This is a genomic window from Streptomyces sp. SudanB25_2051, from assembly GCF_964272635.1.
Lineage (GTDB): Bacteria > Actinomycetota > Actinomycetes > Streptomycetales > Streptomycetaceae > Streptomyces.
Genome location: NZ_OZ186787.1, coordinates 1,032,679 through 1,056,496 on the forward strand (window position 1 = coordinate 1,032,679; position 23,818 = coordinate 1,056,496).

Sequence of the window (23,818 nt, forward strand, 5' to 3'; positions counted from 1 at the left end):
GGGGCGGAACGGCACGGGGGTGACTGTGGTGCGGGTGGTGCTGGTGTGCTTCACCGGTTCCCCTTCCGCGCGGGACCCTGGGTCGCCCGGGTGACCGTCGCGCGCAGGCCCTTCTCGATCCGGTCCGCGATGCCCCGCGCCTCGTGGCCGAGTCCGGCCTGCGCGGGGGCGGTCGTCTGGCCCTTGGCCATCGCCTCGGGGGCGGGCTGCGGCCGGATGACGGCGCGGCCGTCGGCGAAGCCGGAGACGCCGTACACGATGACGGGGGCCTCGGTGAGGACGTTCACGTACCAGCTGGCGCGCTGGGCGTTGCCGAAGCGGGAGGCGACGGTGCCGGGGGCGGCGTGCGCGGGCGGTATGAGGTCGGGGCTCCGGTCGAGGCCGCCGGTGGTGAAGCGGGTGCGCAGGGCCTTCATGGCGGTCGCGTCGGTCTGCAGGAAGACCAGGCCGACGGTGGTGACGCTGCTGGAGGTGGCGTCCGTGTACGTGGCGCGGAGCACCCGCAGGCAGCCCACGGGCGCGAGGGTGGCGGCCAGCTGCGGCTGGAGGGCCTCGGCGCAGGGCGCGTCGGGCGCGACGGCGACGCGGGTCCAGGCGCGGTCGGCTCCGCCCGGACCGGCGCCGTCGCCCCGCACGGTGCGCGGGAAGAGCGTGTCGACGGGCGTGCTGTGCCAGAGGGTGGCCGCCTCGGTGTAGGCGGTGCGCTGCCCGGCGTCGCCGGTGCCCTGGAGCAGCCATGTGCCGGCGGCGGCCCCGGCGAGGAGGCCCAGACCGAGGACCAGGCAGACGACGGCGGCGACGAGGCGGCCGGTGCGCTTCGGCTCGGTGATCGGCCGAAGCCGCACGGTCGTCTCGCGGGACGTCTCGGGCGGGACGCCCCAGTACGCGGGCGGGTGCGGGGCGGCGGTGTGGGGGGCCCGGGGGTGCGGGGCGGCGGCGTGGGGCGGCTGGGCGGGCGGATGCGGCGCCGGGGCTGTGGAGCGGGCCTGCGGGGCCGGGGCCAGCGGCGACCGGGCCGGCGGGGTCTGCGCCGATGAGCGGGCCTGCGGGACCGGGGCGGGCTGGTCGCCGGGGGCCGTGGCCGGCTGGGCGGGCGGACGCGGTGCCCCGGCCCGCGGCGACCGGACCTGCGGGGCCTGCGGGGCCGGGGCCGCCGGGGTGTCGGCGGTCGGGCGCGGCGGTGCGGTGGGCGGCGGGGGGACGGCGGGGGCCGGACGGTGCGGGGGCCGCGGGGCGGCGGCACGCGGGGCGGTGTCCGCTCGTACGCCCGCGTCGGGCGCGGGCGTCCGCTCGTCGGGCGCGGGCCTCGGCCCGTCCGTCTGCGGAGGTGTGGTCCGACGCGGGGCGGCCGGCCGGGGGGCGTCCTCGCCCGCGGAGGGCTGCCGCGGGGTCTCCTGGCGCGGGGCGGGCTGCGGGCCGGTGGGGGCCGGCTGGGGCGGGATGGGGCGGAGGCGGGTGGTGGTCTCCTCCGGGGCTTCCGGCTGCGGGGCCGGGGCCGGGCGCCGTGCCTCGGTGCTCATCCGCCCCCCTCGTACGCGTACCGGAAGACGCCGTCGGGGCAGGCCCGTTCGCCGGCGTGTAGCCGTCACTCTAAAGGCTGTCGGCGGGCCCACGGGAACGCGACCGCAGGCCGGGACGGATCTGACCGGAACGTCCCGTCCACCACCCCTACCCCCCGGTAGCGGGGTCTGGCACCCTCTGGCGCATGACTCCCCGTGCCGCTGACCGCGCCCGTTACGACCGGGCGACCGCGCATCTCGACGCGCCCCTCGCCCTCGTCGATCTGGACGCCTTCGACGCCAACGCCGACGACCTCGTGCGCCGTGCCGGGGGCAAGCCGATACGCGTCGCGAGCAAGTCGCTGCGCTGCCGGGCGCTGCTGGAGCGGGTGCTGGCGCGGCCGGGCTTCGCGGGCGTCATGTCGTTCACGCTGGACGAGTCGCTGTGGCTGGCGCGGGCCGGCTTCGAGGACGTGCTGCTGGCCTACCCGTCGGCGGACCGCGCCGGCTTCGCCGAGCTGGCCGGCGACGCGAAGCTCGCGCGGGCCGTCACGGTGATGGTGGACGACCCGGCGCAGCTCGACCTGATCGACGCGGCGCGCGGCGGCGGCCGGGAGGAGGTGCGGGTCTGCCTGGAGCTGGACACGTCGCTGCGCCTGCTCGGCGGGCGGATACGCGTCGGCGCCCGGCGCTCGCCGCTGCGGGAGCCCGCCGAACTGGCCGAGCTGGCCCGCTCGGTGGCGCGCCGGCCGGGCTTCCGGCTGGTGGGGCTGATGGCGTACGAGGGGCATGTGGCGGGCGTCGGGGACGCGGTGGCGGGCCGTCCGGTGCGGTCGCGGGCGGTGCGGGTGATGCAGGCGGTGGCGCGGCGCGAGCTGGCCGGGCGGCGGGCCGCGGTGGTGGCCGCCGTACGGGCGGTGGCGCCGGACCTGCGGTTCGTGAACGGCGGCGGGACCGGGAGCGTGCAGCACACGGCGGCCGAGGCGGCGGTGACGGAGGTGGCGGCCGGTTCGGGGCTGTACGTGCCGCGGCTGTTCGACGACTACACGTCGTTCAGCGGCAGGCCCGCGGCCCTGTTCGCGCAGCCGGTGGTGCGCCGGCCGGGGGTGGGCGTGGTGACCGTGCTGGGCGGGGGGTATCCGGCGTCCGGCGCGGCGGGCCCGGACCGGCTGCCGGTGCCGTATCTGCCGGAGGGGCTGCGGTACGACCCGATGGAGGGCGCCGGGGAGGTGCAGACGCCGCTCCTGGGCTCGGCGGCCGACGATCTGCTGATCGGCGACAAGGTGTGGTTCCGGCACGCGAAGGCCGGCGAGCTGTGCGAGCGGTTCGACCGGCTGCACCTGCTGGAGGGCGACCGGGTGACCGGGGCCGTCCCCACGTACCGGGGCGAGGGGCGGACCTTCCTGTAGCCCTGCGCCGTGCCTGCCCTTGCAGCCCTGCGCCGGGCCCGTCCCTGTAGCCCGGCGCCGTGCCCGTCCGTCCGGCGGGAGGGTGCGTCCCGGCGCCCGGCCGCGGGTGGGTCCCAGGCCCCGTCGCGGTCCCGCCCCGGTGCCCGGCGGGGGCGCGTCAGCCGTGGCCGGGCGGGGCGATGCTGCTGCCCACGCCGCCGCCCGTGGAGCTGCCGATGGGGCGGATGCCGCGGACGATCTCGTCCATGAGCGCAGGCCGCGGCCCCTGGGGTACGGCGTCGAAGGCGAACCGCACGGCGACCGGCTGCTCCGTGCCGCCCGGCGACGGGAAGACCAGCGACTGGACGTATCCGCCCGGGCCCTTGCCGGTGGTGACCCGCCAGCGGACCAGATAGCCCGTACGGCCCGCGACGGCCGTCTCGCGGGCGGCGACGACCTGGTGGGAGACGACCCCGCCGTACGGGCTGTGGCCGAGCGTGTCGGCGCCGTACAGCCGCTCGGCGGCCTCCGCGACGTCCGCCTTGGCCATCGCCTTGAAGGTGGGGGCCGCGGAGGCGAGGCTGCGGGACGTGACGCGGCCGGGCGGGCACTGCCGGGTGCCGGCGGGGCACTGGTACCGGTCGGTCGTGACCATGGTCGGGGCCTGGTCGACGCCGATCCGGTCCTTCTCCCAGCCCTTGGGCAGCGGCAGGGTGATGCCGTTGAGCTGGTCGGTGAGGACGCCGCCGTCCTCGGACGGGGCGGCGGACGGCTCGGCCGCCGCGCTCGGGGTGGCGGGTGCCGCCGGGGCCGGGGCCGCGGCGCTCGCGGAGGCGGGCGGGCGCCCGGCCTCCGGCGCCTCGCCGCCGCCGGGGCGCAGGAGGACGGCGCCGGCGACGACCGCCGCGACGACCAGCGCCGCGACGGCGATCCGGGCGGGGCCGAACCGCTTCGGGGGGACGACGACCGCCGCGGGCTGGGTGACCGCCCCCGCCGGGCGGGTGTGCGCGGTCCACGCGGTGCCGTCCCACCAGCGCTCCACCGCGGGCAGGGACGGGTCCGGGTACCAGCCCGGCGGGGTCGTCATGCTCATGCGGTCCAGCCTAGCCAGGGGTCACAGGGGGGTGACGTAGGCGCCGGAGATCCCGCCGTCGACGAGGAAGTCGGTGGCGTTGACGAAGGAGGCGTCGTCGCTGGCGAGGAAGGCGACGGCGGCGGCGATCTCCTCGGCCTCCGCGAACCGGCCGAGCGGGATGTGCACCAGGCGCCGCGCCGCCCGCTCCGGGTCCTTCGCGAACAGCTCCCGCAGGAGGGGGGTGTTGACGGGGCCGGGGCACAGGGCGTTGACGCGGATGCCCTCGCGGGCGAACTGCACGCCCAGCTCCCGCGACATGGCCAGCACCCCGCCCTTGGACGCGGTGTAGGAGATCTGGGAGGTCGCGGCGCCCATGCGGGCCACGAACGAGGCGGTGTTGATGATGGAGCCCCGTCCCTGGCGGCGCATGTACGGCAGGGCGGCCTTGCAGCAGAGGTAGACGGAGGTGAGGTTGACCTCCTGGACGCGCTTCCACGCCTCCAGTCCGGTCTCCAGGATCGAGTCGTCGTCGGGCGGGGAGATCCCGGCGTTGTTGAAGGCCACGTCCACGCTGCCGTAGGTGTCGTACGCGGCGCGGAACAGCGCCTCGACCTGCCCGGGGTCGGTGACGTCGACCCGTACGAACAGCCCCCCGACCTCGTCGGCGGCGGCCTTGCCCGCGGTCTCGTCGATGTCGCCGCACACGACGTGGGCGCCCTCCGCGGCCAGGCGGCGGGCCGCCGCCAGACCGATGCCGCTGCCCGCGCCCGTGACGACGGCGGTGCGGCCGACGAGCCGGCGGCAGACGGGCGCCTCGGGGGCGGCCGACTCGGGGGCGGGCGCGACGGGAGGGGGAGCGACGGGGGCGGGAGCGGTCGTCGGGTCGATGGCGTCGGTCATGGGGTCACCCTTCCGTGCTGATGAAGACGTTCTTGGTCTCGGTGAAGGCGGTGAGGGCGTCCGGGCCCAGCTCGCGGCCCACGCCGGACTGCTTGAAGCCGCCGAACGGGGTCCAGTAGCGGACGCTGGAGTGGGAGTTGACGGAGAGGTTCCCGGCCTGGACCGCGCGGGAGACCCGCAGGGCGCGGCCCACGTCGCGGGTCCAGATCGAGCCGGACAGGCCGTACTCGGTGGCGTTGGCGAGGCGTACGGCGTCCTCCTCGTCCTCGAAGGGCAGGACGGCCGCGACGGGGCCGAAGACCTCCTCGGTGGCGGCGGGCGCGTCGGGTGCGAGGCCGGTGAGGACGGTGGGCGGATACCAGAAGCCGGGGCCCTCGGGGGCGCTGCCGCGCAGGGCTTCGGCGTCGTCGGGGACATAGGACCGTACGCGGTCGAGCTGGGCGCGGGAGATGAGCGGGCCCATCTGCGTCCGCTCGTCGGCCGGGTCGCCGACGACGACCTTCTCCAGCGCGGGCGCGAGGAGCTCCAGGAAGCGGTCGTACGCGGTGCGCTGCACGAGGATGCGGGTGCGGGCGCAGCAGTCCTGGCCGGCGTTGTCGAGGAAGGACATCGGGGTGGAGAGCGCGGCGGCCTCGATGTCGGCGTCGGCGAAGACGATGTTCGGGCTCTTGCCGCCGAGTTCGAGGGTGACGCGTTTGACGCGTTCGGCGCAGCGGGCCATGACGCCCTTGCCGACGCGCGCCGAACCGGTGAAGACGATCTTGGCGACGCCGGGGTGGTCGACCAGGGCGGCGCCCGCGACGGGGCCCTCGCCCGGGAGCACCTGGAAGAGGTGCTCGGGCAGGCCCGCCTCCAGGGCGAGTCGAGCGAGGCGGAGCGCGGTGAGGGGCGTGGTCTCGGCGGGCTTGAGGAGGACCGCGTTGCCGGCGGCGAGCGCGGGGGCCGCGCCCCAGGCGGCGATCGGCATGGGGAAGTTCCAGGGGGCGATGACGCCGACCACGCCCAGGGGTTCGAGGAAGGTGACGTCGACGCCGCCGGGTACGGGGATCTGGCGGCCGTTCAGCCGCTCCACTCCCCCGGCGGCGTAGTCGAGGAGGTCGCGGACGTTGCCGGCCTCCCAGCGGGCGTTGCCGATGGTGTGGCCGGCCTCCCGGACCTCCAGGCGGGCCAGTTCCTCCAGGTGGGCGTCGACGGTGGTGGCGAAGCGCCGCAGGAGGCGGGCCCGGTCGGCGGGGGCGGCGGCGGCCCAGGCGCGCTGGGCGCGGGCGGCGCGGGTGACGGCGGCGTCGACGTCCGCGGCGGTCGCGGCGGGGACGGTGGCGATGTGCTCGCCGGTCGCGGGGTTCAGGACGGCGAGCCCGGCGGCGGGGGTCGCGGGCCCGGCGGTTCCGGAGGGCGCGGGCTTGGTCGCCTCGGGGGTCGGGGGCTTGGTCGCCTCGGGGGTCGGGGGCGGGAGCTCGGTGGTCAACTCGGCCTCACATGCGTTCGAAGGAGCGGCGCAGTTCCCAGTCGGTGACGGCGGCGTCGAAGGCGGCGAGTTCGACGCGGGCCATGTTCAGGTAGTGGGCGACGACGTCGTCGCCGAAGGCGGCCTTCGCGAGGGTGCTGGACTCCCACAGTTCGGCGGCCTCGCGCAGCGTGGTGGGGACGTGCGCGTGGTCGCCGGCGTAGGCGTTGCCGGTGCAGGGCGGGGGGAGTTCGAGGCGCTGCTCGATGCCGTGGAGGCCGGCGGCGACGAGTCCGGCGACGGCGAGGTACGGGTTCACGTCGCCGCCGGGGAGGCGGTTCTCGAAGCGGGTGGAGCGGCCGTGGCCGACGACGCGGAGGGCGCAGGTGCGGTTGTCGTGGCCCCAGGCGACGGCGGTGGGGGCGAACGAACCGGGCTGGAACCGCTTGTACGAGTTGATGTGGGGCGCGTACAGCAGGGAGAACTCGCGCAGCGCGGCGAGCTGTCCGGCGAGGAAGTGCCGCATGACGGGCGAGAGGGCGGCCGGGCTGCCGGGCGGGCCGTCCCCGGCGAGCGGGTTGCGGCCGTCGGCGTCCTGGAGCGAGAGGTGGATGTGGCAGGAGTTGCCCTCGCGCTCGTTGTACTTGGCCATGAAGGTGAGCGAGACGCCCTCCTGGGCGGCGATCTCCTTGGCGCCGGTCTTGTAGACGGCGTGGTGGTCGCAGGTGGTGAGGGCCTCGTCGTAGCGGAAGGCGATCTCGTGCTGGCCGGGGTTGCACTCCCCCTTGGCGGACTCGACGGTCAGCCCGGCGCCGGCCATCTCGTTGCGGATGCGGCGCAGCAGCGGCTCGACGCGGCCGGTGCCGAGGATCGAGTAGTCGACGTTGTACTGGTTGGCGGGGGTGAGGCCGCGGTAGCCGGCGTCCCAGGCCTGCTCGTAGGTGTCCTTGAAGACGATGAACTCCAGCTCGGTGCCGACGTGGGCGGTGTAGCCGTGCGCGGCGAGGCGTTCGAGCTGGCGGCGGAGGATCTGGCGGGGCGCGGCGGTGACGGGGGCGCCGTCGTGCCAGGCGAGGTCGGCGAGGAGGAGCGCCGTACCGGGGTGCCAGGGGACGCGGCGGAGGGTGGCGGGGTCGGGGCGGAGGGCGAAGTCGCCGTAGCCGGTGGACCAGGAGGACATGGCGTAGCCGTCGACGGTGTTCATGTCGGCGTCCACGGCGAGCAGGTAGTTGCAGCCCTCTGTGCCGTGCTCCAGCACCTCTTCGAGGAAGAAGGGGGCGGCGAACCGCTTCCCCTGGAGTCTGCCCTGCATGTCGGGGAAGGCCAGGACGACGGTGTCGATCTCGCCGCTCGCGACCAGGGCGCGCAGGTCGCCCACGGAGAGCGGGGGTGTTCGGTCTGCCACGGGGTGGGTCCTCCTTGGGTCAGCCGGGAGCCATAAGGTATTGCTGAAGACCTTTGAGGGGAAGGGGGCGGCCGCATGGCGAGCGGGCGGACATCCGATCGGCTGACACCGGTGCTGCGGCCGGTGCGGGCGGGCAACGGCTTCGAGGAGGCGCTGGAGCAGATCCTCCAGGTGGTGCGGCTCGGGCTGGTGCCGGCCGGGGAACGGCTGCCGGCCGAGCGGGAGCTGGCGGAGCGGATGGGGATCAGCCGGGTCACCCTGCGCGAGGTGCTGAAGGTGCTCCAGGAGCAGGGCCTGCTGGAGAGCCGGCGCGGCCGGTACGGGGGGACGTTCGTGCTGCGCCCGCCGGACCGGGGGGCGGGCGCGGCGGAGGAGCTGCGGAGGCGCACGGCGGAGGTGGACCTCCAGGACGTGCTGCTGTTCCGGGAGGTGCTGGAGACCGGCGCCGCGGGGCTGTGCGCGGCCCGCGGCCTGGACGCCGAGGAGGCCGGGCGGCTGCGCGCGGCGCTGCGGGCCACGCACGACGCGCCGCTGGACGACTACCGGCGCCAGGACACGCTGCTGCACCTGACGCTCGCGGAGCTGTCCGGCTCGCCGACGCTGACGGAGCGGTACGCGGCGGTCCGGGCGACCGTGAACGACCTGCTGGACTGCATACCGCTGCTGGTGCGCAACCTGGAGCACGCCCAGCACCAGCACGACGCGCTGGTGGAGGCGGTCCTGGAGGGCGACGCGGAGGCGGCGCGGGAGGTGGCCCGCGAGCACTGCGCGGGGACGGCGGCACTGCTGCGGGGCTTCCTCGCGTAGGCGGGGGCTGCTGCGGGGTGCTTCGGCGCGGCGGGTGCTTCGGCGCGGCGGCGGGCCGGGGCGCTGCTGCGGGGTGCTTCCGGCCGGCGGGCGGGGCGCCTCCGGGCGCTCTGGCGGGGCGCCTCGGGGCGGGCGGGGGTGCGCGGTGGTGCCGCAGGGCGCTTCGGCGCGCGTGGGCGGTGCGCCGGGCGGGGCGTTTCCGTGAAGGTGGCGTACGGGGGCTTGCGCGGGACGTACGGCACCGCAAAGGTATGGGGCCATTCCATTGGGCTCGACCCGACGCGGGGAGCTGACGCCATGACGCTGGAAGACACCTCGGGCACCTCACCCGGTGAAGCGGCACCCCCGCGCGCCGGCGCCGAAGCCGACGACTACCTGAAGCGCCGCGCGCTGCGGCGGGGCAGCGCCGGCTGGCTGCTGCTCACCGGACTCGGCGTGGGCTACGTCGTCTCCGGCGACTACTCCGGCTGGAACATCGGCCTGGCGGAGGGCGGCTTCGGCGGCCTCGCCGTCGCCACGCTGCTGATGGGCGTGATGTACGCGTGCCTGGTCTTCGCGCTCGCGGAGCTGTCCGCCATCCTCCCGGCCGCGGGCGGCGGCTACGGCTTCGCCAGGCGGGCGCTCGGCACCTGGGGCGGGTTCCTCACCGGCACGGCGATCCTCATCGAGTACGTGCTCGCCCCCGCCGCGATCTCCCTCTTCATCGGGGACTACGTGGAGTCGCTGGGCCTCTTCGGCCTGGAGTCCGGATGGCCCGTCTACCTGGCGTGCTTCGCCGTCTTCATCGGCATCCACCTGTGGGGCGTGGGCGAGGCGCTGCGCTTCAGCCTGGTCGTGACGGCCGTCGCGGTGGCGGCGCTGCTGGTCTTCGCGGTGGGCGCGTTCACGGAGTTCCGGGTGGACCGGCTGGACGACATCCCGGTCGACGCGGGCGCGTTCGGCGCGAGTTCCTGGCTGCCGTACGGGCTGCTGGGCATCTGGGCGGCGTTCCCGTTCGGGATGTGGTTCTTCCTCGGCGTGGAGGGCGTGCCGCTCGCCGCCGAGGAGGCGAAGGACCCGGTCCGGTCGATGCCGAGGGCGCTGGCGCTGTCGATGGGCGTGCTGGCGGTCCTGGCCGTGGTGACGCTCCTCGCGGCGACCGGGGCGCGCGGCGCGGCCGCCGTCCAGGACGCGGGGAACCCGCTGGTGGTGGCGCTGGAGGGGGACGGCGGGCCCACCGCGCTGAGCCGGTTCGTGAACTACGCGGGGCTCACGGGCCTGGTCGCCTCGTTCTTCTCGCTGATCTACGCGGGCTCCCGGCAGCTGTTCGCCCTGTCGCGCGCCGGGTACCTGCCGCGGTTCCTGTCGCTGACGAGCCGCCGCAAGGCGCCGTACCTGGGGCTGCTGATCCCCGGCGCGATCGGCTTCGCGCTGGCGGCGGGCTCGGGGAACGGGGCGCGGATGCTGAACGTCGCCGTCTTCGGGGCGACCATCTCGTACGCCCTGATGGCCCTGTCCCACATGGTGCTGCGGCGCCGCGAACCGGGCCTGGAGCGGCCGTACCGCACGCCCGGCGGGGTCCTGACCTCCTCGGTGGCGCTGGTCCTGGCGCTCGCCGCGCTGGTGGCGACGTTCCTGGTGGACGTGGTCGCGGCGGGTCTCGCGCTCGCGGTGTACGCGGTCGCCGTCGCCTACTTCGCGCTCTACAGTCGGCACCGGCTGGTGGCGAGCGCGCCGGAGGAGGAGTTCGCGGCGCTGGCCGCCGCCGAGGCCGAGCTGGGCCGGGGCTGAGAGGGAGCGCGCGTGGACAGGCCGCTGATCGGTGTGACGACGTATCTCGACTCGGCGCGGTGGGGGGTGTGGGAGCTGCCCGCGGCGCTGCTGCCGGCCGCGTACCCCAGGCTCGTGCAGTCGGCGGGCGGGATCGCCGCGCTGCTCCCGCCGGACGGCCCGGACGCCGCCGCGGCGGCCGTGGCCCGGCTGGACGGTCTGGTGGTGTCGGGCGGCGCCGACGTGGAGCCCGCGCGGTACGGGGCCGCGCGGGACCCGAGGACCGGGCCGCCCGCGCCGGAACGGGACGCGTGGGAGCTGGCCCTGATCGGCGCGGCCCTGGCGGCGGGCGTCCCGGTGCTCGGCATCTGCCGGGGCATGCAGCTGCTGAACGTCGCCCTCGGCGGGACGCTCGTCCAGCACCTGGAGGGCCACACGGGCGGGGTGGGCGTATTGGGGCGGCACACGGTGAAGCCGGTGCCGGGGACGCGGTACGGGACGCTGGTGCCGGAGGCGGTGGAGGTGCCGACGTACCACCACCAGGCGGTGGACCGGCTCGGCGCGGGGCTCGTGCCCGGCGCGTACGCCGAGGACGGCACGGTGGAGGCGGTCGAACTGCCGGACGCCTGGGCGCTGGGCGTGCAGTGGCACCCCGAGATGGGCGACGACCCGCGGGTGATGGAGGGGCTGGTGCGAGCGGCGTCGGGCTGAACCCGGCGCCCCCGCACGGGACCTGGTCGGGTCGGTGGGGCCCGTACGCCACAGGACCGGGGCCGGGATGGGTCGCGGGCGCGAGGCCATGGGGCCGACCGGCACCGCCGTACGAGGCGCGGGTGCCCCGGCCCGGACGCCCCGTCAGCGCGCCCGCGACAGGGTCAGCAGGTCGCGCGCCGGGCCCGTGGGGCGCGGGCCCGTCGGCCACACGGCGCGCAGCGCGCGGCGCAGCTCGACGCCCTCGACCGGCACCTCCGCCAGGCGGCGGGACGCCAGCTCCTCGCTCACCACCAGTTCGCTCAGCACGGCCGGTCCGGCACCGCTCACGGCCGCCGCCTTCACCGCCGTCGTGGAGGCGAGCTCCATGAGCGGCGCCGCGAGGCCCCCGTGCGCCGCGAGCGCCGAGTCGAGGACCTGGCGGGTCCCCGAGCCGTACTCGCGCAGCACCAGCGGCGTCCCGGCCAGTTCGGCGGGCGTGACCGGGGCGCGGCGGCGGGCCCAGCGGTGGGACGGCGCGACGACCACCACCAGCCGGTCGCGGGCGACGACCACGCCGTCCAGGCCCTCCGGCACGGCGAGGCCCTCCACGTAGCCGAGGTCCGCCTCGCCCGCCAGCAGCAGGGCGGCGACCGCGGCGGAGTTCCCGGCCTGCAGCGACACGGCCGTGTCGGGCCGCTCGGCGCGCAGCGCTATCAGCCAGCCCGGCAGCAGGTACTCGGCGATCGTCATGGACGCGGCCACGCGCAGCCGCGAGTCCCTGCGGTCCCGCAGCGCCTGGGCCCCCGCGTCGAACGCCTCCGCCGCCTCCACGATCCGCCGCGCCCAGTCGGTCACCAGGGCGCCCGCGTCGGTGAGCCGGGAGCCGCGCGGCGACCGGTCGACGAGGGCCACGCCGAGCTGCCGTTCCATGGACCGGATGCGGCCGCTGGCGGCGGGCTGGGTGATGCCGACCTCGCGCGCCGCCCGGCCGAGGCTGCCGTGCCGCGCGACGGCGAGCAGCAGCTCCAGGGCTCCGAGGTCGGGCACACGATGCGACAGGCTCATAAATCCAGCTTATGGGGCCATAGAGGCAAGGTCCCTGGTCGGGGGTGTTGTTCCGGACCAGGGTGGGCCCATGGCCACCGTCGTCCAGCCCGCGCACCGCCCGCTCCCCGCACCCCGCACCGCCGTCCCGCGCCTCCTCGGCCCGCAGTACTACTCCGCCGTGATGGGCACCGGCATCCTCGGCACCGCGGGCGCCGGGCTCGACCCGCACGGCGCCGTGCCGGGCCTGCGCACGGCCTGTACGGCGCTGTGGGCCCTGGCCCTGCTGACGCTGGCCGTCCTGCTGGCCGCCAGGACCGCGCAGTGGGCCCACCGCCCCGGCCGGACGCGGGAGCAGCTCCTCGACCCGGCCGTCGCGCCGTTCCAGGGGTGCCTCGCCATGGCGCTGACCTCCGTCGGCGGCGGGGCGCTCGTCGTGGGCCGGGACTGGCTGGGCGCGGGCCCCGCCGTGGCGCTGGGCACCGTGCTGTGGACGGCGGGCACGGTGACCGGCCTGGTGGTCGCGGTCGGCGTGCCGTATCTGCTGGTGGTGCGGCACCACATGGAGGGGCCGTCACCGGTGTGGCTGCTCCCGGTCGTCGCGCCGATGGTGTCGGCGGCGACCGGTCCGCTGCTCGCCCCGCACGTCCCGGAAGGCCAGGCGCGCGGGGCCCTGCTGGCGGCCTGCCACGGCATGTTCGGGATGAGCCTGCTGGCGGCGCTGCTGATCCTGCCGCCGGTCTTCGCCCGCCTCGTCACGGCGGGCCCGCCCCCGGCCGCCGCGACCCCGGCGCTGCTGCTGGTCCTGGGCCCGCTGGGCCAGTCCGCGACGGCGGCCGCCGCTCTCGCCGGGGCCGCGCCGGAGGTGCCGTACGGGCGGGGTCTCGCCGTGGCGTACGGGCTGCCGGTGCTGGGGTTCGCGCTGCTGTGGCTGGCGCTGGCCGGGGCGCTCGTGGTCCGGGCGCGGCGGCGCGGGATGGGCTTCACGCTGTCGTGGTGGGCGTTCACCTTCCCCGTCGGCACCTGTGTGACGGGGCTGGAGGGAATGGCGCGGCTCACGGGGCTGGTCGTGCTCGACGGGGCGGCGGCGGCGCTGTACGCGCTGCTCGTGGCGGGCTGGCTGGCGGCGGCGTCCGGAACCGTACGGGCGCTGCTCGGCGCGGCCCCGCCCGGCCCCGTGTCCGGAGGGCCGCCGCCCGCTGCCGGAGCCGGCCGTGCGCCCGCGCCACCGGCCGGCGGGACGCCCGCGCCACCGGACGCCGGGACGCCCGCCCCGGCGTCCGCGCCGGCGGTCAGCGGACCACCGCGCCCAAGGCCCGGCCCAGCACCTGCGGCGCCCGGACCAGCGAAGGCCCGTACCAGGTGAGGTGGCGTCCGTCGACGAGCGCGGCGGGCAGCCCGCCGAACGCCTCGGGGCCGTCGTCGGCGGTGAACCGGTACGGCTCGTCGGGCAGGACGACCAGGTCGGCGCCCGCGGCGCGCAGCTCGTCGAGCGGGACGCGCGGATAGCGCTCGGGGTGGTCCGCGTACACGTTGGCGACACCCAGCCGGGCGAGCAGGTCGCCCGCGAAGGTGTCGCGGCCCAGCACCATCCAGGGCCGCCGCCACACGGGGACGACCGCCCTGCGGGGCGGCCGTCCGGAGGGGGGCGAGGCCCAGGCGGCCTCGGCCTCGTCCAGCCAGCGGGGCCGGGAGGCGACGCCGCAGGCGCGCAGCACCCGGTCCAGTTCGCGCAGCGCCCCCTCCAGGTCCCGGATCTCGGTGACCAGCACCTCCAGGCCGGCGGAGCGCAGGGCGGCGAGGTTGTCGGGGCGGTTCTCCTCCTCGTTGGCGACGACCAGGTCCGGGCGCAGCGCCGCGACGGCGGCCACGTCCGGGTTCTTCGTACCGCCGATCCGGGGCACGTCGAGGCCCTCGGGGTGCGTGCACCAGTCCGTGCACGCCACCAGGGCGCCGGGCGCGCTCACCGCGACGGCCTCGGTGAGCGACGGAACCAGCGACACGACCCGGATCACTGCTCCGTCGCCTCCATGTGCGGCGCGACCGACACGACGAGGACGCGCGTGCCGGGCCCGGAGGCGCGCCAGCGGTGCCGGACCCCGCCGGAGAGGTACAGGGTGTCGCCGCGCTCCAGGCGGTAGGCGCGGCCCTCGGCCTCCACCTCCACGGTGCCGTCGGCGACGTACAGCAGGGCGTCGTTGCGGAGGACCAGTTCGCGGCCCGCGTCGTGCTCGCCGGTGAACTCGTCGGCGTGCATCTGGTGCTCGCCGCGCACCAGGGCGCGCACACCGGCGGGGGCGCCCGGGTCGTCGGCGTACGCGGCGGCCCGTACGACGTCGACGGTGCGGGCGGCGTCACCCGCGTCGAGCAGCTCGACGGCGGTCGTCTTCAGCGCGTCGGCGATGCACTCGAGTGAGCGCATGCTGGGGCGGGCGCGCTCGTTCTCGATCTGGCTGAGAAAGGGCACGGACAGACCGCTGCGCTCGGCCACGGCGGCCAGGGTCAGCGACAGCGCCCGGCGCCTCCTGCGCACGGCCGCGCCGACCCTCGGGGTTTCCTTGTCGTCCATGTCTTCCCTCCCTTCCCTCCCTCTCCCGACAACCTTACGCAGCGCGAGAACCGCCGAGTAGCGCAAACGGCGCAACCATTGCGGCGCGTGGCCTGTCGGTGACGTACGGCATCATGCGAGGTGTGACGCGACGCCTGATGCTCCTCGACACCGCTTCCCTGTACTTCCGGGCCTATTTCGGGGTCCCCGACTCGGTGCGCGCCCCGGACGGCACCCCGGTGAACGCCGTGCGCGGGCTCCTCGACTTCATGGCCCGGCTCGTGCAGGACCACCACCCGGACGATCTCGTGGCCTGCATGGACGCCGACTGGCGGCCGGCCTGGCGGGTCGAGCTGATCCCGTCGTACAAGGCGCACCGGGTGGCGGCGGAGACCGGTCCCGGCGTGCCGGACGAGGAGGAGGTACCGGACACGCTGTCGCCGCAGGTGCCGGTGATCGAGGCGGTGCTGGACGCGCTGGGCGTGGCGCGCGTCGGGGTCGCCGGGTACGAGGCGGACGACGTGATCGGCACGCTCGCCGGACGGGCGGCCGGCCCGGTGGACATCGTGACGGGCGACCGGGACCTGTTCCAGCTCGTGGACGACGCGCGCGGCGTGCGGGTGCTGTATCCGGTCAAGGGCGTCGGCACGCACCAGGTGGTGGACGAGGCGTGGCTGCGCGGCAAGTACGGCGTGGACGGGCCGGGGTACGCGGATCTGGCCACCTTGCGGGGCGACCCGAGCGACGGGCTGCCGGGGGTTCCGGGCGTGGGCGAGAAGACGGCCGCCAAGCTGCTGGAGGCGTACGGCGACCTGGCGGGGATCGTGGCCGCCGTGGACGACCCCGCGTCGAAGCTGACCCCCGCGCAGCGGCGGCGGCTGACGGAGGCGCGGGCGTATCTGGAGGTCGCGCCGAAGGTGGTGCGGGTCGCGGACGACGTGCCGCTGCCGCCCTTCGACCCGGCGCTGCCTACCGGGCCCAAGGCCCCGGAGGCGCTGCGGGAACTGGCGGAAACATGGGGGTTGGGAGGGTCGTTGCAGCGGCTGCTCGCCGTTCTCCCCCGATGAAGTGTTAGCTTAGGCATGCCTAAGCAACCAATCTCCCCGGGAGTACGCAGTGGCGGATGAGCCGTCCCGCAGGACACCGAAGGCCCACGAGGCGCGGGTGGTCCGCACCGAGCGGATCGCTCCGCACATGGTGCGGATCGTGCTCGGCGGCGACGGACTGGACTCCTTCGCCACGAGCGGTTTCACCGACCACTACGTCAAGATCCTGTTCGCCCCGGAGGGGGTGGCGTACCCGGAGCCGTTCGACCTGGACCGCATCCGCGCGGAGTTCCCGCGCGACCGGTGGCCGGCGCAGCGCACGTACACGGTGCGCGCCTGGGACCCCGTGCAGCGGGAGCTGACCATCGACTTCGTGGTGCACGGCGACGAGGGCCTCGCCGGCCCCTGGGCGGCGCGGGCGCGGGTCGGCGAGACCGTCCGCCTCCTGGGCCCGGGCGGCGGGTACGCACCGGACCCGGCGGCCGACTGGCATCTGCTGGTGGGCGACGAGAGCGCCCTGCCGGCGATCGCCGCGGCCGTCGAGGGCCTGCCGGAGGGCGCCGTCGCGCACGTCCTCATCGAGGTGGGCGACGAGAACGACGAGCTGAAGATCGCCGCGCCGGCCGGCGCGGAGGTCCGCTGGCTGCCCCGGCGCGGCCGTCCGGTCGGCGAGGCGCTGGTCGAGGCGGTGCGCGGCCTGGACTTCCCGGAGGGCACCGTCCACGCGTTCGTCCACGGCGAGGCGGGCGCGGTCCGCGAACTGCGCCGCCACCTGCGCCGGGAGCGCGGCGTCCCGCTGGAGCGGCTGTCCATCTCCGGCTACTGGCGGCTGGGCAAGTCGGACGAGGCGTGGCGCGCGGTCAAGCGCGAGTGGAACGCCGAGGTGGAGCGCGAGGAGCAGTCCGCGTAACGCCGTGCCGGACGCCCCGCCCCTTCCCGGGGCGGGGCGTCCCGCGTTTTCCGGACCCGGCCCCGGCGAGGGCCTGGTCCGGTGCGTGGCCGACGAGTCCCGCTCGCCGCGCGCGTGTCACCCGTACGGCTCGGCTATTGGGCCGCGGTAACCCGTCCGCCCTTCCCGGATGGCGCAATCGTCCGGCGCGCCTCTTACATGGAGCAGACCGCGCGCCCCAGTCGGCGCAGGACGACCGACACGGTGTGTGCCTCACCGGAGTCCGGCGAACGGAGCCACGCCATGACAACCGACGACCCTACGACCCACGCCGCGGGCGCCGCTCCCGCACCGGGACGGCGACCGCCCGGCGCCGGCATGCCCATAGTCGGCGCGCCGACCGCGGGCGTGCCCGTCGAGGCCGCGCCCCTGGAGGCGCCCCGCCTCGCCGTCGCGCCGCCCCCGCCCACGGCCGGGGCCACCCGCAGGACGGGCGGGTTCACTCCGCTGCGGCCGGCCGCGCCCTCGTACCCGAGCGGCACGCCCGCCGCGCACCGGCCCGACGCCACCCGCGACGGGAACGTCCCGCCCGCGGAGGCGGCGCCCGCCCCGCGCGCCCTCCCCGTCGGCCACGGCGCCGGAGCCCCGCGCCTGGGCAGCGCCGACATCGGGGCGGCACCGCAAGGCGCCGCGCCGAACGCCGCCGAGCCGTCGCCCCCGGCGTCCGCGCCGCCCGCCGCCGCGCCCGCGGTGACGGAGCACCCGTACGCCACCCGGCCCGCCGCCACCGTCCGGCAGGACGGCCCCGGCCCCGAGGACACCGGCACGGACGTGTCCGAGTCCGCGTACGACCACCTGTCCGGCGACGTGACGACCGTGCCCGGCCACGTCGTGGCGAACGAACCCGCGCCCGGCGACGACCGCCCCCCGCCCGACCAGGACGCGGCGCCGGGTCCGGAGGACCGCGCGGCGACGGACGCGGCGCTCGTGGAGGCCGTGCTCGGCGAGACGTCGGGCACGGAGCAGGCCGACGGGGACGAGGACGCCGACGAGCGCATGCGCACCCTGATCTGGACGGCCGCCACGTACCGCCCGCTGGACGAGGTCGTCGCGCTCGTCACCCAGCTCAAGGAGGCCAAGGCGGTCGACAGCCCCGCCGACGAGGCGCTGCGCGCCGCCGCGGTGGCGCGGCCCCTCGAGGAGGTCCGGCAGCTGGTCGCGATGCTGAACGAGGCCGGTCACACGCTCGACGAGAACGACACGGCACTGCGCGCCGCGGCGGTGGGACGGCCCATCGAGGACGTGGTCGAGCTGGTCGGCATCCTGGGCCCGGCGCAGGGCTCCCCGGCGCCCTCCCGCGGCGCGGGCGCGGCGGCGTCCACCGGTTCGTCGCCGGTGCCGGAGGACCCCCGGCTCCGCCCGCCGCGCACGGCGGCGGTCGCGGCGGCGCCGGCCCCCACCCTGGAGGTGAAGACCCTCACCCCGCCGTCGGACGGCGACGCCGCCGCCCCGGCCCGCAGGTCCGTCCTGCGCTGGCCCGCGGCCGCCGCGCTGTTCGCCTGCGGTGCCATCCACCTCCCGACCGACCTGGCCGCGCTGTGGACCGGCGGGTACACGGACGGTCTGGCCCTCGCGGTGGCCGTGCTGTGCCTGGTGGTCGGCGAGTGGCTGATCGTGCGCGAGAGCGTACGGGTGTGGGGTTCGGTCGCGGCGCTGGCCCTCGGTGTCGTGGCCCTCCACGGCATGACGGGCAGCAGCGGCGTAAACCTGCTCCGCAACAGCCTGGGCCACGGCTGGCCGCTGGCGGGCGCGGCGGCGGTCGCCCTCGCCATGGTCACGGCTCTGCTGGCGGCCTCCGCGCTGCTGCGCCGGCAGAGCAAGCCCGCCACCGCCGAGGACACCTGACAGCGGCGCCCCGCACCGCACGGCGGCGGCGCGCCCCCTCCGGACGGCGGGGGCGCGCCGCCGCGTTCCCTCCGCCCAAGAGGCTCGCCGTCCGGCCCAGGGCCGGTCCGCCCTACTCGCCCGACTCGTACGTCCGGCCCGACTCGTACGTCCCGCCCGACTCGTACATCCGGCCCGACTCGTACATCCGGGCCGACGCGTCCACCTGGGCGAGGCGCCGCAGCGCGGTCAGCACCGCGTCGCCCAGGACCGTGCCGACCACGGTGCTCTCGACCAGGTCCTCCCGCGCGACCTCCCGCGCCACATACGCCACGTCCACCGCGGCGACCCGCTCCGCCGCCTCCGCGTACGTGTCCAGCGAGACCTCCGTGAACCGCTCGTGCCCCAGCCGGACCAGCGCCGCCAGGGCGTCCGCCAGCGACCGTACCGCCGGGTTCCCCGCGTCCACGAGCCATCCCCGGCGGGCGATCAGCTCGACGGCCTGCCGGTCCGCCACGTCCCGCGCCGCGTCGTCCGGCCCGGCCTCGCGCGGCGCGATGCGCCCGTGCGCCGCGCCCAGCAGGTCGTGCACCGAGCGCCCGGGGTCGTCCACGGCGTCCAGTACGTCGCGGATGGCGGCCACGGACAGGCCGCCGACGTCCATGAGCGCCCGCACCAGCCGCAGTCTGCGGACGTGCGACTCGTCGTACCGGGCCTGGTTGGGGCTGCTCAGCTCGCCCGCGTGCAGCAGCCCCTCCCGTACGTAGTACTTGATCGTCGGCACCGACACCCCGGTCCTGCGGCTCAACTCACCCACGCGCACGCACGCTCACCTCTTCGCTCAGTTCCGGTGCCCCGCCCTTGCCAAGGCACGACCCATCTTAGATAGTGGCGCTATCGGATAGCGGTCAGCACCACTATCCATACTTGATCCGGGGGTATCCGCATGTCGTCAAGCCGACTCCACCGCCCGCTGGTCGCCGTCTCCGCCGCGATGGCCGGCATGGCCGTCGTCTCGGTCCTCGGTCTCGTCCTGGACGACCGCCTGCTGGCCGGGGAGCCGATGTGGGCGAAGCCGTTCAAGTTCGCGGTGTCGTTCGTCGCGTACTGCCTCTCGCTCGCCTGGATGCTGTCACTCCTCCCCCGGCAGAGCCGTGCGGGACGGCGGGCCGCCTCCTGGGCGGGCACGGTCGTCGCGGTGGCCTGCGCCGCCGAGATGGCCCTCATCGCCGGCCAGGCCGTACGCGGCCGGCGCAGCCACTTCAACTACGCCACCCCGCTCGACTCGGCGGTCTTCGCCGCGATGGGCGTCATGGCGATGGTCATCTGGTGCGGCACCCTCGCGGTCGCGGTGCTCCTCTTCCGCGCCCGCATGGCCGACCGCGCGACCGTCTGGACGATCCGGCTCAGCACCGTCCTCGCCCTGGTCGGCGCGGGGTTCGGCGTCCTCATGACCCGGCCGGCGCCCGGGCAGCGGCGCGGCGTCTCGGATGTCGTCGGCGCGCACAGCGTCGGCGTCCCCGACGGCGGCCCCGGCCTGCCGCTCCTCGGCTGGTCGACGACCGGGGGCGATCTGCGCATCCCGCACTTCGTCGGCATGCACGCCCTGCAGGTGCTGCCGCTGCTGCTGCTCGCCCTGCTCGTGCTGGCCCGGCGCCGGCCCCGGCTCGCCGACCCGGCGACGCGGCTGCGCCTGATGCTGGTCGCCTCGGGCGCGTACGCGGCGGTCGTCGCCCTGCTCGGCTGGCAGGCGCTGCGCGGCCGGCCGCTGGTCCACCCCGACGCGGCCACCCTCGCCGCCGCGGCCGCCATCGCCGCCCTCACCGCCGCCGGGATCGTCGCCGCGCTCCGCACCCGCGCCCCCGTGGCCGACCCCCTGGCCCGACACCACGAACCGGAGCCCGTCCGATGACCGTGATCCTTTTCGAGCTGGCGTTCTCCCTCGCCGCCCCCGTGTGGCTGCTGATGATCCTCGCCCCCGGCTGGGGAGTGACCGCCCGGATCGCCGCGTCCCCGCTGACCGCCGTCCCCGTCCTGCTGGTCTACCTCGCGCTGGCCGCCTCCGTGGCGCCGGAGCTGTGGACGGCGGTACGGGAACCGGACCTGGAGGCGTTCCGCGCGCTGACCGCACTCGCGGACGGGGCGGGAGCCATCTGGGCGCAGGTCATCGCCTGGGACCTGCTGATCGGCCAGTGGATGTACCTGGAGTCCCGCCGCCTCGGGCTCCACCCGCTGGTGACGGGCCCGCTGCTGGTGCTGACGATCCTGCTCTCGCCCGTCGCCCTGCTGCTGTTCCTCCCCCTGCGGGCCGCCCTCGACCGCCGCCGCGGCCCCGCACCCGCTCCCGCGCCCGCCCGGTGAGACGGCGAAGGGCCCGGCCGGTCGTCCCGGCCGGGCCCTTCCGCACACCCGGGGCCGCTAGGCACGCCCCGTACGGCTCCGGCAGGCTTCCGCGAACCGTGCCCGTACGGGCCTCGCCCCGTCGCACCACGCGCGCACGCCTCAGCCCCCGGCGGACCCGGCCCCGCGGCGCGCGACGGCCCCCGGAGCCCTCAGCCCACCGAGCTGTAGGCGACGACGCCCCGCAGCAGCCCGTCGACCGCCTTGCGGGCGCTCTTGGCGACCGTGCTGTCCTCCTGCGGCGCGGCGGCCGCGATCTGGCCCAGTACGTCGATGAGCTGCTTGCACCAGCGGACGAAGTCGCCGGCCGGCATCTCCGCCTCGCGCAGCACCTCGTCCAGGCCCTTGCCGGACGCCCACTGGTACGCCGCCCAGGCGAAGCCGAGGTCCGGCTCCCGCTGCCCGACGCCCTCCGCCTGCTTGACCCGGAACTCCTCCTCCAGCGCGTCGAGGCGGCCCCAGATGCGGACCATCTCGCCCAGCGCGGCCTTGGACCGGCCCGTCGGCACCTTCGGCGCGACCGCGTCGTCCGCCTGCCGGGCCTCGTAGACCAGCGCGGACGCGCACGCGGCGAGCTCCGCCGGGTCCAGGCCCTCCCAGACCCGCTCCCGCAGGCACTCGCTCGCCAGCAGGTCCAGCTCGCCGTAGAGCCGGGCCAGCCGCTTGCCGTGCTCGGTGACCTCGTCGGCGCGCAGATAGTCCAGCTCCGTCAGGAGCGCCACGATCCGGTCGAAGGTGCGGGCGATCGTGTTGGTGCGGCCCTCGATGCGCCGCTCCAGCTGCCGCGTGTCCCGCTGGAGCCGGTAGTACCGCTCCGCCCAGCGGGCGTGGTCCTCCCGCTCGTCGCAGCCGTGGCACGGGTGCGCCCGCAGCGCGGCCCGCAGCCTGGCGATCTCGCGGTCGTCGACGGCCCCGGACCGCTGCTTGCGGTGCCGCTCTGGCACGATGTGCCCCGCCTTGGTGCGCAGCGCCGACGCGAGGTCCCGGCGGGACTGCGGGGAGCGGGGGTTGAACGAGCGCGGGATGCGCATCCGCTCCAGCGGCTCCACCGGCACGGGGAAGTCCATCGACGCCAGCCGCTTGACCTGCCGCTCCGCGGTGAGGACCAGCGGGCGGGGCCCGTCGTGGTAGTCGAGGCCCCGGTGCCCGTTGGACCGCCCGGCGGGCAGCCCCGGGTCCAGCACCAGCGCCAGCCCGGCGAACTTGCCGGTCGGCACGTGGATGACGTCACCGGGCTTGAGCCGCTCCAGGGAGCTGGCCGCGGCGGCGCGCCGCTGGGCGGCACCCTGCTTGGCCAGCTCGTTCTCCCGGTCCTTCAGCTCGCGGCGCATCCGCGCGTACTCCTCGAAGTCCCCGAGGTGGCACGTCATGCCCTGGCGGTAGCCCTCCAGCCCCTCCTCGTTGCGCTGGACCTGGCGGGAGATCCCGACGACGGACCGGTCCGCCTGGAACTGGGCGAAAGAGGTCTCCAGCAGCTCCCGCGAGCGGTGCCGGCCGAACTGGTCGACCAGATTGACCGCCATGTTGTACGACGGCTTGAAGCTGGAGCGCAGCGGATACGTCCGCGTGCCGGCCAGGCCCGCGAGGTGGGTCGGGTCCATGCCGCGCTGCCAGAGCACCACGGCGTGGCCCTCGACGTCGATGCCGCGCCGGCCCGCGCGGCCGGTCAGCTGCGTGTACTCGCCGGGGGTGATGTCGGCGTGCTGCTCGCCGTTCCACTTGACGAGCTTCTCCAGGACGACCGAGCGGGCAGGCATGTTGATGCCGAGCGCCAGCGTCTCCGTGGCGAAGACCGCCTTGACGAGGCCGCGGACGAACAGCTCCTCCACGACCTCCTTGAACGTCGGCAGCATGCCCGCGTGGTGCGCGGCGATGCCCCGCTCCAGCGCCTCCAGCCACTCGTAGTACCCGAGGACGTGCAGGTCCTCGGTGGGGATGGACGCCGTGCGCTCCTCGACGATCTCGCGGACCCGGGCGCGGGCGTCCTCGTCGTTGAGCCGCAGGCCCGCATAGAGGCACTGCTGGACGGCGGACTCGCAGCCGGCGCGGCTGAAGATGAACGTGATGGCCGGCAGCAGGCCCTCGGCGTCGAGCCGCTCGATGACCTCGGCGCGGCCGGGCGTCCAGATCCGCGAGCGCTGGCGGCGCTCCCGCTCCCGGTCGGCCTCGCGGACCATCTTGCCGCGCCGCCGGTCGCGCGGGTTGTACGTGCGCGAGTTCTCCATGCGGGCGAGGCGGACCAGGTCGGGGTTGACCTCGCGCCGGGCGACGCCGCGGCCACCGTGGTCGGTCTCCTCCTCGAAGAGGTCGTAGATCCGGCGTCCGGCCAGGACGTGCTGCCACAGCGGGACGGGGCGGCTCTCGGAGACGATCACCTCCGTGTCGCCGCGGACCGTGTCCAGCCAGTCGCCGAACTCCTCCGCGTTGGAGACGGTCGCGGAGAGCGAGACGAGCGTCACGGACTCGGGAAGGTGGATGATCACCTCTTCCCATACGGCGCCTCGGAAGCGGTCGGAGAGGTAGTGCACCTCGTCCATGACCACATAGCCCAGGCCGCGCAGCGACTGGGAGCCGGCGTACAGCATGTTGCGCAGGACCTCGGTGGTCATGACGATCACCGGGGCGTCGGCGTTGACGCTGTTGTCGCCGGTGAGCAGGCCGACCTTGCCGGGGCCGTAGCGCTTGACGAGGTCGGTGTACTTCTGGTTCGACAGGGCCTTGATCGGCGTCGTGTAGAAGCACTTGCGGCCCTGCTCCAGGGCGAGGTGGACGGCGAACTCGCCGACGATGGTCTTGCCCGAGCCGGTCGGCGCGGCGACGAGCACGCCCTTGCCCGTCTCCAGGGCCTGGCATGCCTCGATCTGGAACGGGTCCAGCTCGAAGTCGTAGAGAGCGCGGAAGGCGTGGAGCGCGGTGGCCTCCTCGGCGGCCCGGCGCCGGGCCGCCGCGTACGCTTCCGCGGGTGTGAGGTCGTCTGTCATCTTGTTATCGAGCCTACCCGCCGGTGCTGACAGTCAGCTCAGCGTTTATTCGACCTCGTCCCG

20 protein-coding genes are annotated in these 23,818 nt (G+C 76.0%); 10 read left to right on the forward strand and 10 right to left on the reverse strand.

Going from position 1 to position 23,818, the window contains the following annotated elements; translation table 11 throughout:
• Positions 1-50: 50 nt before the first annotated feature.
• Complete coding sequence (locus tag ACSUPT_RS04555) at positions 51-1,520, reverse strand: hypothetical protein (protein ID WP_436943509.1); 1,470 nt, start codon at positions 1,518-1,520, stop codon at positions 51-53.
• Positions 1,521-1,705: 185 nt separating this feature from the next.
• Between ACSUPT_RS04555 and ACSUPT_RS04560 the strand changes: the two genes are divergently transcribed.
• Positions 1,706-2,908 (forward strand): alanine racemase, encoded by a 1,203-nt coding sequence (locus ACSUPT_RS04560; protein ID WP_351963065.1) that lies wholly within the window; start codon positions 1,706-1,708, stop codon positions 2,906-2,908.
• Positions 2,909-3,065: 157 nt separating this feature from the next.
• Here ACSUPT_RS04560 and ACSUPT_RS04565 read toward each other — a convergent pair whose 3' ends face one another.
• The 4 genes from ACSUPT_RS04565 to ACSUPT_RS04580 form a co-directional block, all read right to left on the reverse strand.
• A complete protein-coding gene (locus tag ACSUPT_RS04565; RefSeq protein ID WP_436943510.1) occupies positions 3,066-3,980 on the reverse strand; it encodes a DUF2510 domain-containing protein in 915 nt (304 codons plus the stop codon).
• 21 nt (positions 3,981-4,001) lie between these two features.
• Positions 4,002-4,862: a 3-oxoacyl-ACP reductase gene (locus ACSUPT_RS04570; protein WP_351963067.1), complete on the reverse strand. Its 861-nt coding sequence runs from the start codon at positions 4,860-4,862 to the stop codon at positions 4,002-4,004.
• A gap of 4 nt (positions 4,863-4,866) precedes the next feature.
• Positions 4,867-6,210, reverse strand: a complete 1,344-nt coding sequence (locus tag ACSUPT_RS04575) for an aldehyde dehydrogenase family protein (protein ID WP_351963228.1) — start codon at positions 6,208-6,210, stop codon at positions 4,867-4,869.
• 127 nt (positions 6,211-6,337) lie between these two features.
• Positions 6,338-7,714 carry a glutamine synthetase family protein gene (locus ACSUPT_RS04580; protein ID WP_361660888.1) on the reverse strand — a complete coding sequence of 459 codons (1,377 nt, stop codon included), beginning with the start codon at positions 7,712-7,714 and terminating at the stop codon, positions 6,338-6,340.
• A 75-nt stretch (positions 7,715-7,789) separates the two neighbouring features.
• On the opposite strand from ACSUPT_RS04580, the gene ACSUPT_RS04585 reads away from it, so the two are divergent.
• The 3 genes from ACSUPT_RS04585 to ACSUPT_RS04595 all read left to right on the forward strand — a co-directional run bounded on the left by ACSUPT_RS04585 (position 7,790) and on the right by ACSUPT_RS04595 (position 10,981).
• Positions 7,790-8,521, forward strand: a complete 732-nt coding sequence (locus tag ACSUPT_RS04585) for a FadR/GntR family transcriptional regulator (RefSeq protein ID WP_351963069.1) — start codon at positions 7,790-7,792, stop codon at positions 8,519-8,521.
• 297 nt (positions 8,522-8,818) lie between these two features.
• Entirely contained in the window at positions 8,819-10,291 is a 1,473-nt protein-coding gene (eat, locus tag ACSUPT_RS04590; RefSeq protein WP_436943511.1) for an ethanolamine permease, read from the forward strand.
• A 12-nt stretch (positions 10,292-10,303) separates the two neighbouring features.
• On the forward strand, positions 10,304-10,981 hold the full coding sequence (locus tag ACSUPT_RS04595) for a gamma-glutamyl-gamma-aminobutyrate hydrolase family protein (RefSeq protein ID WP_351963071.1): 678 nt from the start codon (positions 10,304-10,306) through the stop codon (positions 10,979-10,981).
• Between the two features lie 144 nt (positions 10,982-11,125).
• Here ACSUPT_RS04595 and ACSUPT_RS04600 read toward each other — a convergent pair whose 3' ends face one another.
• Positions 11,126-12,028, reverse strand: coding sequence for a LysR family transcriptional regulator (locus ACSUPT_RS04600; protein WP_351963072.1), 903 nt, complete (start codon positions 12,026-12,028; stop codon positions 11,126-11,128).
• A gap of 70 nt (positions 12,029-12,098) precedes the next feature.
• On the opposite strand from ACSUPT_RS04600, the gene ACSUPT_RS04605 reads away from it, so the two are divergent.
• Positions 12,099-13,373 (forward strand): C4-dicarboxylate ABC transporter, encoded by a 1,275-nt coding sequence (locus ACSUPT_RS04605; RefSeq protein WP_436943512.1) that lies wholly within the window; start codon positions 12,099-12,101, stop codon positions 13,371-13,373.
• Here ACSUPT_RS04605 and ACSUPT_RS04610 read toward each other — a convergent pair.
• Together ACSUPT_RS04610 and ACSUPT_RS04615 are read right to left on the reverse strand one after the other, a co-directional pair.
• Complete coding sequence (locus ACSUPT_RS04610) at positions 13,300-14,019, reverse strand: helical backbone metal receptor (protein ID WP_436946168.1); 720 nt, start codon at positions 14,017-14,019, stop codon at positions 13,300-13,302. The genes ACSUPT_RS04605 and ACSUPT_RS04610 overlap by 74 nt on opposite strands.
• Entirely contained in the window at positions 14,019-14,576 is a 558-nt protein-coding gene (locus ACSUPT_RS04615) for a helix-turn-helix domain-containing protein (RefSeq protein ID WP_351963074.1), read from the reverse strand. Before ACSUPT_RS04615 ends, ACSUPT_RS04610 begins: the two co-directional genes overlap by 1 nt.
• 137 nt (positions 14,577-14,713) lie before the next feature.
• On the opposite strand from ACSUPT_RS04615, the gene ACSUPT_RS04620 reads away from it, so the two are divergent.
• The 3 genes from ACSUPT_RS04620 (at position 14,714) to ACSUPT_RS04630 (ending at position 18,395) form a co-directional block, all read left to right on the forward strand.
• On the forward strand, positions 14,714-15,622 hold the full coding sequence (locus tag ACSUPT_RS04620; RefSeq protein WP_365728722.1) for a 5'-3' exonuclease: 909 nt from the start codon (positions 14,714-14,716) through the stop codon (positions 15,620-15,622).
• Between the two features lie 49 nt (positions 15,623-15,671).
• Positions 15,672-16,511 carry a siderophore-interacting protein gene (locus ACSUPT_RS04625; protein WP_399219106.1) on the forward strand — a complete coding sequence of 280 codons (840 nt, stop codon included), beginning with the start codon at positions 15,672-15,674 and terminating at the stop codon, positions 16,509-16,511.
• A 282-nt stretch (positions 16,512-16,793) separates the two neighbouring features.
• Positions 16,794-18,395: a hypothetical protein gene (locus ACSUPT_RS04630; RefSeq protein WP_403499269.1), complete on the forward strand. Its 1,602-nt coding sequence runs from the start codon at positions 16,794-16,796 to the stop codon at positions 18,393-18,395.
• A gap of 112 nt (positions 18,396-18,507) precedes the next feature.
• Here ACSUPT_RS04630 and ACSUPT_RS04635 read toward each other — a convergent pair whose 3' ends face one another.
• On the reverse strand, positions 18,508-19,197 hold the full coding sequence (locus tag ACSUPT_RS04635) for a MerR family transcriptional regulator (protein WP_436943513.1): 690 nt from the start codon (positions 19,195-19,197) through the stop codon (positions 18,508-18,510).
• Between the two features lie 123 nt (positions 19,198-19,320).
• Between ACSUPT_RS04635 and ACSUPT_RS04640 the strand changes: the two genes are divergently transcribed.
• Both ACSUPT_RS04640 and ACSUPT_RS04645 read left to right on the forward strand, forming a co-directional pair.
• Positions 19,321-20,286 (forward strand): hypothetical protein, encoded by a 966-nt coding sequence (locus tag ACSUPT_RS04640; RefSeq protein ID WP_436943514.1) that lies wholly within the window; start codon positions 19,321-19,323, stop codon positions 20,284-20,286.
• Positions 20,283-20,735 (forward strand): ABA4-like family protein, encoded by a 453-nt coding sequence (locus ACSUPT_RS04645; protein WP_351963079.1) that lies wholly within the window; start codon positions 20,283-20,285, stop codon positions 20,733-20,735. The genes ACSUPT_RS04640 and ACSUPT_RS04645 overlap by 4 nt, the downstream gene beginning before the upstream one ends.
• A 191-nt stretch (positions 20,736-20,926) precedes the next feature.
• Here ACSUPT_RS04645 and ACSUPT_RS04650 read toward each other — a convergent pair whose 3' ends face one another.
• Complete coding sequence (locus ACSUPT_RS04650; protein WP_361665012.1) at positions 20,927-23,755, reverse strand: DEAD/DEAH box helicase; 2,829 nt, start codon at positions 23,753-23,755, stop codon at positions 20,927-20,929.
• Positions 23,756-23,818: the final 63 nt, after the last annotated feature.